The sequence below is a fragment of the Pseudomonas sp. GW822-FHT06B12 genome, from assembly GCF_058799675.1.
On record NZ_JBXALR010000018.1, the window covers coordinates 78,859 to 92,596 of the forward strand.

The 13,738-nt window shown below is 55.3% G+C and carries 12 protein-coding genes, 1 pseudogene and 1 riboswitch; of the genes and pseudogenes, 4 read left to right on the plus strand and 9 right to left on the minus strand.

Annotated elements, in window-relative coordinates; translation table 11 throughout:
- Positions 1–579, plus strand: coding sequence for a YceI family protein (locus tag AC1RKH_RS27205; protein WP_493064356.1), 579 nt, complete (start codon positions 1–3; stop codon positions 577–579).
- 209 nt (positions 580–788) lie between these two features.
- Here AC1RKH_RS27205 and rhlE2 read toward each other — a convergent pair whose 3' ends face one another.
- The 4 genes from rhlE2 to ahcY all read right to left on the minus strand — a co-directional run bounded on the left by rhlE2 (position 789) and on the right by ahcY (position 6,262).
- Positions 789–2,651 (minus strand): RNA helicase RhlE2, encoded by a 1,863-nt coding sequence (gene rhlE2, locus AC1RKH_RS27210; RefSeq protein ID WP_493064355.1) that lies wholly within the window; start codon positions 2,649–2,651, stop codon positions 789–791.
- A 224-nt stretch (positions 2,652–2,875) separates the two neighbouring features.
- Positions 2,876–3,691 (minus strand): substrate-binding periplasmic protein, encoded by an 816-nt coding sequence (locus tag AC1RKH_RS27215; RefSeq protein ID WP_493064354.1) that lies wholly within the window; start codon positions 3,689–3,691, stop codon positions 2,876–2,878.
- Between the two features lie 184 nt (positions 3,692–3,875).
- The gene (metF, locus tag AC1RKH_RS27220) at positions 3,876–4,721 is read right to left on the minus strand and encodes a methylenetetrahydrofolate reductase [NAD(P)H] (RefSeq protein WP_493064353.1); all 846 of its coding nucleotides are present in this window, start codon (positions 4,719–4,721) and stop codon (positions 3,876–3,878) included.
- A 131-nt stretch (positions 4,722–4,852) separates the two neighbouring features.
- The gene (gene ahcY / locus AC1RKH_RS27225) at positions 4,853–6,262 is read right to left on the minus strand and encodes an adenosylhomocysteinase (protein ID WP_123426458.1); all 1,410 of its coding nucleotides are present in this window, start codon (positions 6,260–6,262) and stop codon (positions 4,853–4,855) included.
- Positions 6,263–6,284: 22 nt separating this feature from the next.
- A riboswitch (S-adenosyl-L-homocysteine riboswitch) is annotated at positions 6,285–6,387 on the minus strand.
- Between the two features lie 205 nt (positions 6,388–6,592).
- Here ahcY and AC1RKH_RS27230 point away from each other — a divergent pair.
- Complete coding sequence (locus AC1RKH_RS27230) at positions 6,593–6,997, plus strand: acyl-CoA thioesterase (protein WP_493064352.1); 405 nt, start codon at positions 6,593–6,595, stop codon at positions 6,995–6,997.
- A 93-nt stretch (positions 6,998–7,090) separates the two neighbouring features.
- Positions 7,091–7,450 (plus strand): annotated as a pseudogene (locus AC1RKH_RS27235) (formate/nitrite transporter family protein); the annotation flags it as partial.
- A gap of 29 nt (positions 7,451–7,479) precedes the next feature.
- On the opposite strand, the gene AC1RKH_RS27240 reads toward AC1RKH_RS27235, so the two are convergent.
- The 5 genes from AC1RKH_RS27240 to AC1RKH_RS27260 all read right to left on the minus strand — a co-directional run bounded on the left by AC1RKH_RS27240 (position 7,480) and on the right by AC1RKH_RS27260 (position 12,310).
- A complete protein-coding gene (locus tag AC1RKH_RS27240) occupies positions 7,480–8,391 on the minus strand; it encodes a DMT family transporter (protein WP_493064351.1) in 912 nt (303 codons plus the stop codon).
- A complete protein-coding gene (locus tag AC1RKH_RS27245; RefSeq protein ID WP_493064350.1) occupies positions 8,388–8,831 on the minus strand; it encodes a fatty acid desaturase in 444 nt (147 codons plus the stop codon). Before AC1RKH_RS27245 ends, AC1RKH_RS27240 begins: the two co-directional genes overlap by 4 nt.
- 316 nt (positions 8,832–9,147) lie before the next feature.
- The gene (locus tag AC1RKH_RS27250) at positions 9,148–10,335 is read right to left on the minus strand and encodes an ATP-grasp domain-containing protein (protein WP_493064349.1); all 1,188 of its coding nucleotides are present in this window, start codon (positions 10,333–10,335) and stop codon (positions 9,148–9,150) included.
- A 46-nt stretch (positions 10,336–10,381) separates the two neighbouring features.
- Complete coding sequence (locus AC1RKH_RS27255) at positions 10,382–11,605, minus strand: ATP-grasp domain-containing protein (protein WP_493064348.1); 1,224 nt, start codon at positions 11,603–11,605, stop codon at positions 10,382–10,384.
- A 21-nt stretch (positions 11,606–11,626) separates the two neighbouring features.
- On the minus strand, positions 11,627–12,310 hold the full coding sequence (locus tag AC1RKH_RS27260) for a hypothetical protein (RefSeq protein ID WP_493064347.1): 684 nt from the start codon (positions 12,308–12,310) through the stop codon (positions 11,627–11,629).
- 394 nt (positions 12,311–12,704) lie between these two features.
- Here AC1RKH_RS27260 and AC1RKH_RS27265 point away from each other — a divergent pair, with 394 nt between their 5' ends.
- On the plus strand, positions 12,705–13,712 hold the full coding sequence (locus AC1RKH_RS27265; protein WP_493064346.1) for a LysR family transcriptional regulator: 1,008 nt from the start codon (positions 12,705–12,707) through the stop codon (positions 13,710–13,712).
- The last annotated feature ends 26 nt before the right edge of the window (positions 13,713–13,738 follow it).

The following is a 13,738-nucleotide window of genomic DNA, read 5'->3' on the forward strand; positions in this document are numbered from 1 at the left end:
ATGTTGAAAAAGACTCTCGCCGCTCTGGCAATCGGTACTGCTCTGTTGTCGGCAGGGCAAGCGATGGCCGCAGAATACAAAATCGACAAGGAAGGCAATCACGCCTTCGTCGACTTCAAGATCAGCCACCTGGGCTTCAGCTTCATCCAAGGTACTTTCAAGGACTGGGACGGTAAGTTCAGCTTCGACGCCAAGGCTCCAGAAGCCAGCAAAATCGACGTTGTCCTGAAAACCGCCAGCGTTGATACCAACCACGCTGAACGTGACAAGCACATCCGTACCCCGGACTTCCTGGACGCCGCGAAATTCCCTGAAGCCAAGTTCGTGTCCACCAGTGTTAAATCCACTGGTGAAAAAACCGCTGACGTGACCGGCGACCTGACTCTGCACGGCGTGACCAAGCCAGTCGTGATCAAGGCAACCTTCAACGGCGAAGGCAAGGATCCATGGGGCGGCTACCGTGCCGGCTTCAACGGTACTACTACCCTGCAACTGAGCGAGTTCGGCATCAAAGGCCCAGGTCCTGCTTCCCAGACCCTGGACCTGGACATCTCGTTTGAAGGTGTTCAAGCGAAATAACTTTCGCTGCTGACACAAAAACGCCCCCGATCTCGCGATCGGGGGCGTTTTTTTTGTGCCGGACAAAACCTTCCCTTGCGACGAAAATCGGGTGTGGGAGCGGGCTTGCTCGCGAAAGCGGTGTGTCAGCCAACATCAATGTTGAATGATTAACCGCATTCGCGAGCAAGCTCGCTCCCACAAAGGGGCGTTTTTGTTAGCGGGAGAAATCAGCGGTTGCGAGTCAGCAACGCTGGTTTCTCGCCGCGTGGGCGGCTTGGCAGTTGATCGAGCTGCTCAGGTGTCGGGAAGCGATCCGCTTTGGACTCCTTGTGCATGATCTTCGGCTGGGTACCACGCGGGTTTTGTACTGCGGGTTCCTGACGCGGCTGGTCGTCACGGGCCGGGCGACGGTTGCGCGACTCTTCGCGACGGGCCTGGCCGTCACGTGGAGCGCCGCTGCGTGGACCGCTACGTTTGGCGGGTGGGGTGCCGGTGGTGGCGCCGCTGCTGTTGCGCGGACCGTTTTGACGACCCTGTGGCTGGCCGGTGCGTGGAGCGCCAGTACCAGCGCCAGCGCCCTGTGCCGGAGCACCTGGACGGCGGCCACGACCCTGAGGGGCTTTTTGCTGCGGAACGTAGTCGACGCGGTTACCGAAGTTATCGACATCGTCGTCGAGGAACTCGTCCGGTGCACGGTCAGCGGCGGCGCGGGGTGCCGGGCGCTGCTGTTCGCGGGCCGGAGTGCCTTCGCGCGGTTTTTGAGCCGGGCGTTCGCCACGGCTGGCAGCCGGCTTTTCCTTGCCGCCTTTGTCCTTGCCTTTGTCTTTACGACCGCCGCCACCGCCGCTGCCGTTTGGACCATCGCCGCGCGGGCCACGTGGGTTGCGCGGGTTACGCACATCCGGACGCTCGCGAACTTCTGGCTTCTCGGCTTCGACGCTGCTGGAATCAAAACCCATCAGGTCGCCATCGGCGATTTTCTGCTTGGTCATGCGTTCGATGCTTTTCAGCAGTTTTTCTTCGTCCGGGGCAACCAGCGAGATCGCCTCGCCCGAACGACCGGCACGGCCAGTACGGCCGATACGGTGCACGTAGTCTTCGTCGACGTTTGGCAGTTCGAAGTTGACCACGTGTGGCAATTGGTCGATATCCAGGCCGCGAGCGGCAATATCGGTGGCCACCAGGATACGCACTTCACCGGCCTTGAAGTCGGCCAGGGCTTTGGTGCGGGCGTTCTGGCTCTTGTTGCCGTGGATCGCGACGGCGCTCAGGCCGTGTTTGTCCAGGTACTCGGCCAGGCGGTTGGCGCCGTGCTTGGTGCGGGTGAAGACCAGAACCTGTTCCCAGGCGCCAGCGGTAATCAGGTGCGCCAGCAGCGAGCGCTTGTGGCTGGCGGCCAGACGGAACACGCGTTGTTCGATGCGCTCGACCGTGGTGTTCGGCGGCGTGACTTCGATGCGTTCCGGGTTGTGCAGCAATTTGCCGGCAAGGTCAGTGATGTCCTTGGAGAAAGTTGCCGAGAACAGCAGGTTCTGACGTTTGGCCGGCAGGCGGGCGAGGACCTTCTTCACGTCATGGACGAAGCCCATGTCGAGCATCCGGTCAGCTTCGTCGAGTACCAGGATTTCCACGTGGGACAGGTCGACGCTGCCTTGGCCGGCCAGGTCGAGCAGACGACCCGGGCAGGCCACCAGCACGTCAACACCACGGGACATGGCCTGAACCTGTGGGTTCATGCCAACGCCGCCGAAGATGCAGGCACTGACGAACTTCAGGTCTCGGGCGTAGACCTTGAAGCTCTCGTGCACCTGAGCTGCGAGTTCGCGAGTCGGGGTCAGGACCAGGACGCGCGGTTGGCGCGGGCCGTGACGTTGGGATTTGTCCGGGTGACCGTTGGGGAACAAACGCTCCAGAATCGGCAGGGCGAAGCCGCCGGTTTTGCCAGTGCCTGTCTGCGCCGCAACCATCAAGTCGCGACCTTGCAACACGGCGGGAATGGCCCGCTGTTGCACCGGAGTAGGCTGGGTGTAGCCCGCTGCCTCGATGGCGCGGACTAAAGCCTCGGAGAGACCGAGGGAAGCAAAGGACATGAGTAATCCTGTTTTAGTTAGGGCTTGGCCCAATGGGATAGTCTTGCCTGGCGCGAATGGCATTTAAGAGAAGCGCAATCGCGTCCGGTCCTGCTGGGCTTGAAGGCTTATCTTCGAGTGCTCGCGCGGGCTGAAAGCTGCGCTGTAACGGTGTCGAGATGCCTTAAACAAGACCGAGCGTCCGGGCGTAAGCCTGGCGGGAAGGCCGGAGTATAACAGAGCAATCACGGAGCGCTGCTTTCCTGCTGCTCAACGGTTTTCCCGTTGCTGGCTTGCGGGGTGATCTGTGGTGCATCAGGTACCGGGCCGGCGCCATAACGCGCACTGAGTTCAGCGTAGGCCGGTTCGCGTTTGAAACGCTTTAGCTCGGCGCCGAAACGCTGCACCAGCAGGTCCATGCCGGCATTGCGACGCACCGCCAGATACTGGCTCTGATGGCTGATGACCGTGGGGCTTTCGCTGATCTGATCGCGCAAATTCAAGGTGTCGAGCAGGGTTTGGCCCACCCGGCGGTCGGTAATCAGCAGGTCGATGCGCCCACGTGCAAGCTTGCCGAAGTTGGCTTCATGGGTCGGCGCAGGCTCACGGGTGAACAGGGTCGAGTCCCTGAAGTCCTGACTGTACAGGTAGCCGGGCGAGGTGCCGATGGTCAGGCCGCGCAGGTCTTCAAGGGTGCGGAAGGGATGAGGGCGCTCATTGGCATAGAACATCACGAACTCGACTTCCGACAGCGGTTCGCCGGGATAGAGCAGGGTGGCGTCGCGTTCGTTGCTGTGGAAGATATCCAGCGCGCCGTCGGCCAACCCTTGATCAAGCATGGCCAGGCAGCGTTTCCAGGGCAGGAACTGCCACTGCACCTCAATCCCCAGACGCTGGAAGACGATCGCCGTGGTTTCGTAATCCAGTCCAAGGGCCTGGCCGTTTTCCTCGTACACGTAAGGCGCCCAGGGCTCGGTGACAATGCGCAGCTTCTCGCCCCGAGCGGCAAAGCTCAGGCAAGCAAAAAGCACGGCTGTCAGCAATTGGGCAATGACGGGCATCGCTGGAGATTACGACGAGATTTGGGCAATAGCCAGAAGCGGGTGTTGGAAGTGGGTGCTCTAGCACAAGGGATTTGGGAGTGTGACCCAAGAATGGAAAGATCGCAGCCTGCGGCAGCTCCTATGGACTATCCGTGTAGGAGCTGCCGCAGGCTGCGATCTTTTGATCTTGCCCGTACGACGTTTAACGCGGCAGTTTCAGGTTGCTCCATACCGCCAGGCTAGGTTCAGCCTGGTTCAGGGTATAGAAATGCAGCCCTGGTGCACCGCCTTGCAACAAGCGTTCACACATTTGCGTGATCACTTGCTCGCCGAAACCCTGAATGCTCTGGGTGTCGTCGCCGTAGGCTTCCAGCTGCTTGCGAATCCAGCGCGGGATTTCCGCACCGCAGGCGTCGGAAAAGCGTGCCAGCTTGCTGTAGTTGGTGATCGGCATGATGCCCGGAACAATCGGGATATCCACGCCCATCGCCCGTACACGCTCGACGAAGTAGAAGTAGCTGTCGGCGTTGAAGAAGTACTGGGTGATCGCACTGTTGGCACCGGCGTTGGCCTTGCGCACGAAGTTGGTGAGATCGTCTTCGAAGTTGCGCGCTTGCGGGTGCATTTCCGGGTAAGCGGCGACTTCGATATGGAAGTGGTCGCCAGTCTCTTCACGTATGAAGCTCACCAGGTCATTGGCGTGACGCAGTTCGCCACTGGCCATGCCCATGCCCGAAGGCAGGTCACCACGCAAAGCAACGATCCGCTTGATGCCGGCTGCCTTGTATTGAGTCAGCAGGCCGCGCAAGTCGTCCTTGCTGTCGCCAACGCACGACAGATGCGGTGCGGCAGGGACTTTGACTTCGCTTTCGAGCTGCAACACGGTGTTGAGGGTGCGATCACGGGTCGAACCACCAGCGCCATAGGTGCAGGAGAAGAAATCGGGGTTGTACGTGGCCAGCTGACGGGCAGTGGCGATGAGTTTTTCATGCCCAGCGTCGGTCTTGGTCGGGAAGAACTCGAAGCTGTAGCGGCGGTCTTGGGACATTGGAATACCCTTTAGAACTCGTAAGCCGGACGCTGGCCCCCCCGTAGGAGCTGCCACAGGCTGCGATCTTTCAAGGATCAAAAGATCGCAGCCTGCGGCAGCTCCTACGGGGAGCGGTCAGTCAGCGCTGATCAGTAGCGGTAAGCGTGCGGCTTGAACGGGCCTTCGACGGTCACGCCGATGTATTCAGCCTGTTGCTTGGTCAGTTGAGTGACCACGCCACCGAAACCGCGAACCATTTCCAGGGCCACTTCTTCGTCGAGTTTCTTCGGCAGTACTTCAACCGTCAAACGCTCGGCTTTCTGGGCTGGCGACAGGTCGGCGTACTTCTGGCCGAACAGGAAGATCTGCGCCAGAACCTGGTTGGCGAACGAACCGTCCATGATACGGCTTGGGTGGCCAGTGGCGTTGCCCAGGTTAACCAGACGACCTTCGGCCAGCAGGATCAGGTAGTCGTCGTTCTGTGCGTCGAAATCGCCAGGGCCGGTACGGTGAACCTTGTGAACCTGTGGCTTCACTTCTTCCCATGCCCAGTTCTTGCGCATGAAAGCAGTGTCGATTTCGTTGTCGAAGTGACCGATGTTGCAGACCACGGCACGCTTCTTCAGGGCTTTGAGCATGTTTGCATCGCAAACATTGACGTTACCGGTTGTAGTCACGATCAGGTCGATCTTGCCCAGCAGGGCCTTGTCGATGCTTGCTTCAGTGCCGTTGTTGATACCGTCGATGAACGGCGAAACCAGTTCAAAGCCGTCCATGCAGGCTTGCATGGCGCAGATCGGGTCAACTTCGGAGACTTTAACGATCATGCCTTCCTGACGCAGGGACTGGGCCGAACCCTTGCCCACGTCACCGTAACCGATGACCAGCGCTTGCTTGCCGGACAGCAGGTGGTCGGTACCGCGCTTGATCGCGTCGTTCAGGCTGTGACGGCAGCCGTACTTGTTGTCGTTCTTGCTCTTGGTTACCGAGTCGTTGACGTTGATGGCCGGGATTTTCAGCTCGCCCTTGGCCAGCATGTCCAGCAGGCGGTGTACGCCAGTGGTGGTTTCTTCGGTCACACCGTGGACGCGGTCGAGGATCGCCGGGTATTTCTTGTGCAGCAGCTCGGTCAGGTCGCCGCCGTCGTCGAGGATCATGTTGGCATCCCAAGGCGCGCCATCCTTGAGGATGGTTTGCTCAAGGCACCACTCGTACTCTTCTTCGGTTTCGCCTTTCCAGGCGAAAACCGGGATACCGGCAGCGGCGATAGCGGCAGCGGCCTGGTCCTGAGTCGAGAAAATGTTGCAGGACGACCAGCGTACTTCGGCACCCAGGGCAACCAGGGTTTCGATCAGCACGGCAGTCTGAATGGTCATGTGGATGCAGCCGAGGATCTTCGCGCCCTTGAGCGGTTGCTCAGCGGAGTACTTGCGACGCAGACCCATCAGGGCCGGCATTTCCGATTCGGCGATGATGGTTTCGCGACGGCCCCAGGCAGCCAGGGACATGTCGGCAACTTTGTAGTCGTTAAAACCTGCAGGCGTGTTTACAGCGCTCATGAAGAGCCTCCATTCGTAAGTATGCGAATGGGCGCCGTTGTGCGTTTAGTGTCCGGCCGATCATGGCCAGGCAACGCCCCATCCGAGCCTGACAGGTCGAACCTGCTGCAGCGCCCCTCGGACAGGTGGCGGGAAAACGGTACCCATCGAAGATGACCGTTTTGAAACGGGGGCGATTATAGCTTTCTTTGAGCGGCAAGTTGCAAGCCACAAGCGACAAGTTGCGAGTTGCAGCGACAAGTTGCAAGCGGCAAGCTACAAGAACGAGCCGATCGGCTTTTACTTGCAGCTTGCCGCTTGCCCGCTCAAAACTGCTTCTCTGGAGTAAACATGAATTTCCACACCCGCAAATGGGTAAAACCCGAAGACCTCAACCCCAACGGCACGCTGTTCGGTGGCAGCCTGCTGCGCTGGATCGACGAAGAAGCGGCGATCTATGCGATCGTCCAGCTGGGCAACCAGCGCGTGGTCACCAAGTACATTTCCGAAATCAACTTCGTCAGCGCCTCGCGCCAGGGCGACATCATCGAGCTGGGCATCACCGCTACCGAGTTCGGTCGCACCTCGATCACCCTGACTTGTGAGGTGCGCAACAAGATCACCCGTAAAAGCATCCTCACGGTCGAGAAGATGGTCTTCGTCAACCTCGGTGAAGACGGCTTGCCGGCACCCCACGGCCGGACCGAAATCCTGTACGTCAAAGACCAGTTCAAGGATGACGTCGCCAGCGAATAACGCGAGCCCTGTAGGAGCGAAGCTTGCTCGCGAAGGCGTCATTCGTGTCACCCCAAAAACCGAGGTGAACCCTTCGCGGGCAAGCCTCGCTCCTACAGAGCCGGTTTCCTCGCGGTCATCCTGGCGCGCCAGCAACTGTCCACCGAAAACACCCTGACGGCCGTGCTGCCGGTCATGACCAAACCCACGTTGAACAATTTCGGTCGGCTGCTGCGCCTGCCGATTTTCGACACCAAGACCGACCTGGCTTTCCTCGACATCGGCCGCAAGATCATGGAAAACAGCACGAGCCAGATGTTTGCCAAAGGCATCATTTCCGGCTGGATGATCGCCACCATAGTCTGGATGATTCCGTCTATGGAAAGCGCCAAGATGTGGATCATCATCCTGATCACTTACCTGATGGCGCTGGGGGATTTCACCCACATCGTCGTCGGATCGGCGCAGGTTGCATCCGGGACGTTAACGGTTGTCAGCCTCAACTAAACAACGGGAACTCTGGACCGGTCGCGTACCGGGAGGCGGAGCAAACCGTTGGCAATCGATATGCCCGTAATGATGATGGCGCCGCCAAGGCAAGTGGAAAGACCTGGCAGTTCACGTAAAAAGACCAGTGCCATCAGCGCTGCGAAAATGGGCTCACTCAACTCGATAATCTGAACTTTGGAGGGCGTCAGGTACTGAATGGCTTTGGTCGTGCAATAAAACCCCAGGATCGTCGGAAGAACCGCGAGCCCCAGTAAGCAACCGATCACGGTGTAGCTCAAGTCAAGGGAAACAGGCTGTTCGATGGCAACGGGAATGAATAAGAAGACGCTGCCGTAGATCAGCATTTGCCGAGTCAGAATCAACCCGCCCTCCAGTCCGGTTTTCTTCATGATGATAGAGAACAAACCATAGCCCGCACCGGCGCCGATCCCCAAGAGTGTACCGGTGGCGTTGAATCCCAAACTGAACTTGGTACCCAAAATAACCGACAACCCCGAGATGGCGAGCAGAGCCCCGATAACGGTGGCGACACGAATTTCTTCGCCCAGAAAAATCCTGCCCAGGACAATGGTGGTAATGCAGGCGGATGCCATCAATGCGACGACCACGTTAGCGGCTGAGTCGAAACCATAAGCCTTGGTTTCAAACATATACATGACGAATATTCCGAAGAACGCACAGATTGCAACTTGATACCACTTCGAGCCTGTCGATTTCTTGTTAAGCAAGGGCATAAGTACAATTAGAATCAGCGCCCCGATCAGGGTTTTGCAAAATGCGATGGTGCTCGGCGACAGCCCGTGGTACATCAGCACTTTACTAAAAGTGCCTATCGTGGCGTTTAGTGCGGCGGCACTTAAGGCAAAGAGCGTACCATACAAAGGAGTTCTGAGTTTGGGGTTCATATTGTTACATCCTCTATAAATTCGTAATTCGGCTTTCGCAGCAGTGTAGACCACATCGAGTGTGCGTAATTTGATGACGAGAATATACCGCCAAACGTGGAGTTTATGCTGGCGTATTCCGTGTCCTGTAGCAGTATTCGATGTGCACGTTTCAGCTTCCAGAATGGAACGCTTGGAAACAGATGATGAATCAAGTGAAAGTTTTCGCCGTGCATCCCGGTCAAAAAGTGTTCAACCGGGTGGCTGAATCGATTACGGGTGGCATAAAGATTGGATTTCGCATCGGCAACAATGGGGAAGTGCTCTGCCAACTCTATGAACCAGGTAATGGCCTGGAAAACAGTCACGTATGGCAACAACCAGTAAATTAAATAAAATTTTGCCCTGACGAAGTAGGTTCCGATAGACGCCAAAATAATATGCGAAACCACCAACGTCATGACCTCGCTCACATTGGCACCCCGAAAGAGGCGGTGAGTCAGCAAGTATTTCAAGCTGGAAAAACTGCTGAAAAAGAGAACAGGGCGTATGAAGTGTTGAAAAAGAACGCCTTCCTTGTTTTGTTTTTATAAACGCCAGATTTTAAATAAAGCGGGAAGTCGGAACGCATGGCTGTGCAATTTACTCTTCCCTGCCCTAAACTTTCCATATGAGTAAATATTAACTTACACCGCGCGGGCGCGCTGTGCAGAGCGTTATCTGCACAGGGCACCTGCGACCGGTAGTTGCTACCGTTGTTGCTTGCCTGATCGCGGTCTAGGCCACTTCGTAAGTAAAGTTATCAATGGTGGCCCTCACGGCCTCTTCAACGAGTTCGGCACTCTGCGCCCGGAACCTGAATCGAGCCAGAATGGTGTCATAGCCACCCTGGCCGTCAAAAAAGTGCCCTTCGTCAGGAAAGATCGCGGCATAGACAGTTGGGGATTTCAGTTCGCGGTCCACTTTAATGAGTTTCTTTCCCACGGGCTCAGGGAACAAAACGAATCCGGAACTGTAATGTTCACTTTCTCTGTCTCGCAGGCTTGAACGGCCACTATTGAGCAGCAGGCCGATCCACTCTTGGTAAAGGTCGATCTTGTAGACTTCGGCCATGGTGAAGGGGATTTCACCGCCACCCGCCCGGGCACCTACTTCAAGAAAATAAAGCTCGCCTTCATTGCAGATGATTTCAAGATGGAAGGCACTGTTGAATATGCCCAGCGCGGACAAACAATCTTCAGTGAATTGCTCTATTTGCCGGGAAAACAAATTGTCAGGCAAGACGTATGAACCCAGCGCCTTGCCTTGAGAAAACTCGAAGCACGTATTGACGTATTGAGACACTTTGGAGAAAGCCACGCCCGCATTGTCGGCGATGCCGTCGACATGGTAAATGACGCCCTCTAGGTATTGCTCAATCTGGGAGTCTTCCAGGCTGATCGACGCGCGAGCCTCTTCCAGCGCCTGGAGGGAGTCAATTTTCATGACGCCGATACTCGCGGCCCCATTGCGCGGTTTGATAATGAGGGGGAAACCGTACTGTCGAGCGAAGGCAAGGGCATCTTCGTAAGCGTTCAGTTCGTTATAAACCGGGGCTTTCAGCCCCGCCGCGAGAATGGTCTGCTTCATGACGACTTTATCGCGAAATTTGGCGACTTGTTCCGGGAAGTTGCCTTGGATCTTGAAGTGTTCCCGCAATTTGGCAGCGCTGATCAGATCAAACTCTGACAATGCAATCAGTCGATCGATGGTGCCCAAGGTGCTGACGGAATCATGGACGGCTTCGACCAGGCCTGCGAAATCGGTAATGTCATTAACCAGTACGATTTTTTTTGCCGCCGAAGTTTCAAGGTTCACCAGGTTGTCACGAGTGCTGATATAGACAATGTTATGAACAGAGTGATCAATATAGTTGCTGTAGCAAGAAAACTGGTCGTTCCATCTGTTGATAATTACTATGTTCATGATTTTACTCTGGGTATTTATATTAGGCGAGGCTATTGGCTGGTGATCAATGGATAGCCTGGGCTATCAGGCTTAGCGCTTCACTCATGTTTGCGTCTAGCTCTTCTCGCGTCGGGGCACTCAGCAAGATATGACCCAGTCGACCCCGGAAGTCTGTCAGTGGGGGCAGTAGTGCGCCCGGTTGATAATAGACTTCAAAATCCTGGAACCCCATGAAGGAGCGGACTATGTTAATTATTGAATGGTCAATGCCGGAATAGTGTTGAGCGTCAGACGCAAAAAAGCCAACCGAACTTACCCGTGCCTTGGGCTTTTTATAATGTTTTGGAGGTTGCCCTTGGTAGCAACGAATCATGACTTGCGGCAAAGAAACGTCGTGTGTGATTTCAACCAGCCTGTGAATTTTATCGCCACCCAATCGTGCGGCAATTTCCATCAGCACGGGGCCCGCTTCTGACAATCGCAGTTCGGCGTGAAAGACGCCAATATTCATATCGATTGCCTTCACCACGGAGCAAATATAGCTTTCTATATCCAGACGTTGTTGCGACGTGATAGCGGCATCTACCACATGTCCCATTTCGACAAAATAAGGTTCTGCACCTAAAATTTTCTCGGTGATGGCTACGATGATGGGTCCGTCATCACCGATATAACCTTCAATACTGAATTCGTTGCCCTCGACATACTCTTCCAGCAGGCACTCGGCTCCTACACTCAGGCCCATATCAACGAATGGGTTGCCCAAGAGGAACGCGAGTTCCTTCTGCAATTCCTGCAGGTCATGGATCTTTTTCACAAACAGGCTGCCGCATCCATTGATCGGCTTGAGCACTGAAGGGAAGCCCACATGCAGGGCCGCTTTGTGCGCGTCGTCAACGGAGTTGATGCTGTAAAAGCGAGGAACACGAATATCGTGTAACGCCAGTGTTTTGCGGCAGGCATATTTATTTCGGGTTTGCAGTGCGGCGTGGGCGCCCAAGTGAGGCAAACCGATTGCCGCGTTCGCAATGGATACGCTATCCACTACGTACTCGAACCCTGGAATCACCGCGGTGATTTTATCGTTGATGGCATTGACTGCCGCAACGATACTCGCCGGGTCGTTGGTTTCGACTGGTAGGGTTTTGTCAGCCATGTCCGCATAAGACGCTGGCAGTTTTCTATCATCTTTGTTTGCGGACAGAACATATACCGTTTCACCCAGGCTTTTCGCTGCACTCAGCAGCGAAAGGCCAGAGGAAGACGGCTCAACTATGACAATAGCCAAGCGGATTCTCCCGAGAGTTTATCAGTGGCGTTCGGTGACGGTGGTGTCGTACAGCTCCCGGAAGTAATCGCCGATCAGCGAGATAAAGTTCTTCAGGTACTGCTGAGCCAGTTCATAAGAACCCCAACCTTCGATTGCACGGCTGACGGCGCCCCACATCAGGTCGTCATGGTCATGGGATTCATCGAATTGAATGTGCCCGAATGAGCCTTTTACATAGTCTTTGCCGAAGTGCTTGGCGGCATTTTCGGTAATGGTTTTGTTATAACGATCAGAGTACCACTCGACGAACCAGTTCCAGATCATGGTCGGCAGCGGACCGTCTCGGTCGATACTCAGGTACATGTAACCAATTAGTTTATCTGTAGCAAAAGTCGGCTTCAGACCATTCACATCCTGAAGGGTCAGACCAAACTTTTGTACGTCGCGCATAAACATGCCTTCATGGCCATATTCTTCAGCCAGGTACTGGGCCAGCAATGCGCTAAGTTTGTTATCCTTGTCGGCGATTTTGTAGAGACCGTACGCGTCAACTTCGTTATTCAAACGGATACGCAGAATGGTTTCGACCAAATGGCGCAAGTAATAATTCTGATCGATCCACTCTCCTCGATGAAACTCTGCCGCCTTGGGAACCGAATTCAGCATTTTCTCAGTTTCTTCCAGTGCGAAAGCTTCAAGGCGTTGGCGATAATCGATGTTCATGGTCTTCCCTGTTTTGAATTTTCATTGATATATTTATTGCTCGACCCGGTCCTCGGAATCGCTGTTGCGCATACTCTCTATAAGAGTATGCGATCAACCCTCTGCGATTACTAAGGGCCAAGAGGTGAGCTAATCACAGTAGAGCGCGCATTCAGGTCAGTGCTCGGTAAGTCGGTCCAGTCCAGCACCGGGCCTTCAGTCCTTTGCTCTTGCTGAAGCGGTATAAACAATACTCGCGTCTCTAGTGATAATTCGATCAAGTAATTCTTATTAAAGTATTAACAATATTTATAAGGCGAGTCGGGGCGCACGCCGGGCGCTCGGCCGGCGGCCCGACGGGCTCGTGATTCGTGTATGCTTGCGAGCAGGAGCAATGCAATCCAGGGGCGGAAGTATGAAGCTTGATGTGAGTAATGATCTTCTTCGTACGTTTGTGACGATTCTAGAAGCGGGCAATTTCAGTAAGGCGGCGGTCAGTCTCCACCGGACCCAGGCGGCTTTGAGTCTGCAACTCAAACGGCTCGAAGACGATATGGGTGTGAAGCTGCTGGAACGATCATCAAAAGGCATTGTGACCACGGCGGCGGGCAGTGCGCTTTTGCCTTATGCCATCAAGATGCTGAGTCTCAGCGAAGAAGTTAAGCGTTTGATGGAGTCCATGAGCCAAGTGGAAACCATCCGCATCGGGATGTTGGAGGACATAGCGGTTGGGGCTTTACCCAAAGTCCTGGAACGCTTCACCAAGTCCCATCCAAGCGTTCGGCTGGAAATCATTGTCAACGACAGCAGAACCCTGTCCAAACTGCTCAACGAGTCAAAACTCGAAATCGTCATTGCCGATCCCAACTCTATCGATGCCCTCCCGAAGTTTTTATGGGATGAGGACCTGGTTTGGGTCGCGGCCAATGGATTTGAACTGCCCATCGGGCAGGAAATACCGATTATCGCTTTTGGCAGTCGTTGTCCCTGGCAAGATCAGGCCCTCAAGAAACTCGATGATCATGGCATCGCCTGGCGCGTGGTATTGAGCAGCGTTAACCTGAATGCCATTAGTTCTGCGGTTTCAGCAGGTATCGGAATATCGTTCATGCTGAAGTACAGCGTGAATATGACATCGGTTCGCATTCTGGGTGCGCAAGATGGCTTGCCGTCTGCCGAGTCCGTCAAAATCGGTATTTATCTGCGCGGTGGTTACTCCCACTCAGAGCGATTGACCGCTTTATTCAAGATCATTTCTTCGGAGCTGGCGGCAGACCGAGGTTCTCAATATATCGTTGAACGTATCAGGTCATCGTCGCATCTGGACTGGCCGGAAATACCCATAAAAGCCTCCCAATCCTGTAACGGATTCTATGACCGATGCTACTCGGACGAGAGACTCGGGTTTGATCTCGATAGCTGAAAATCTTTCCGTTGGCGGTGAACCCG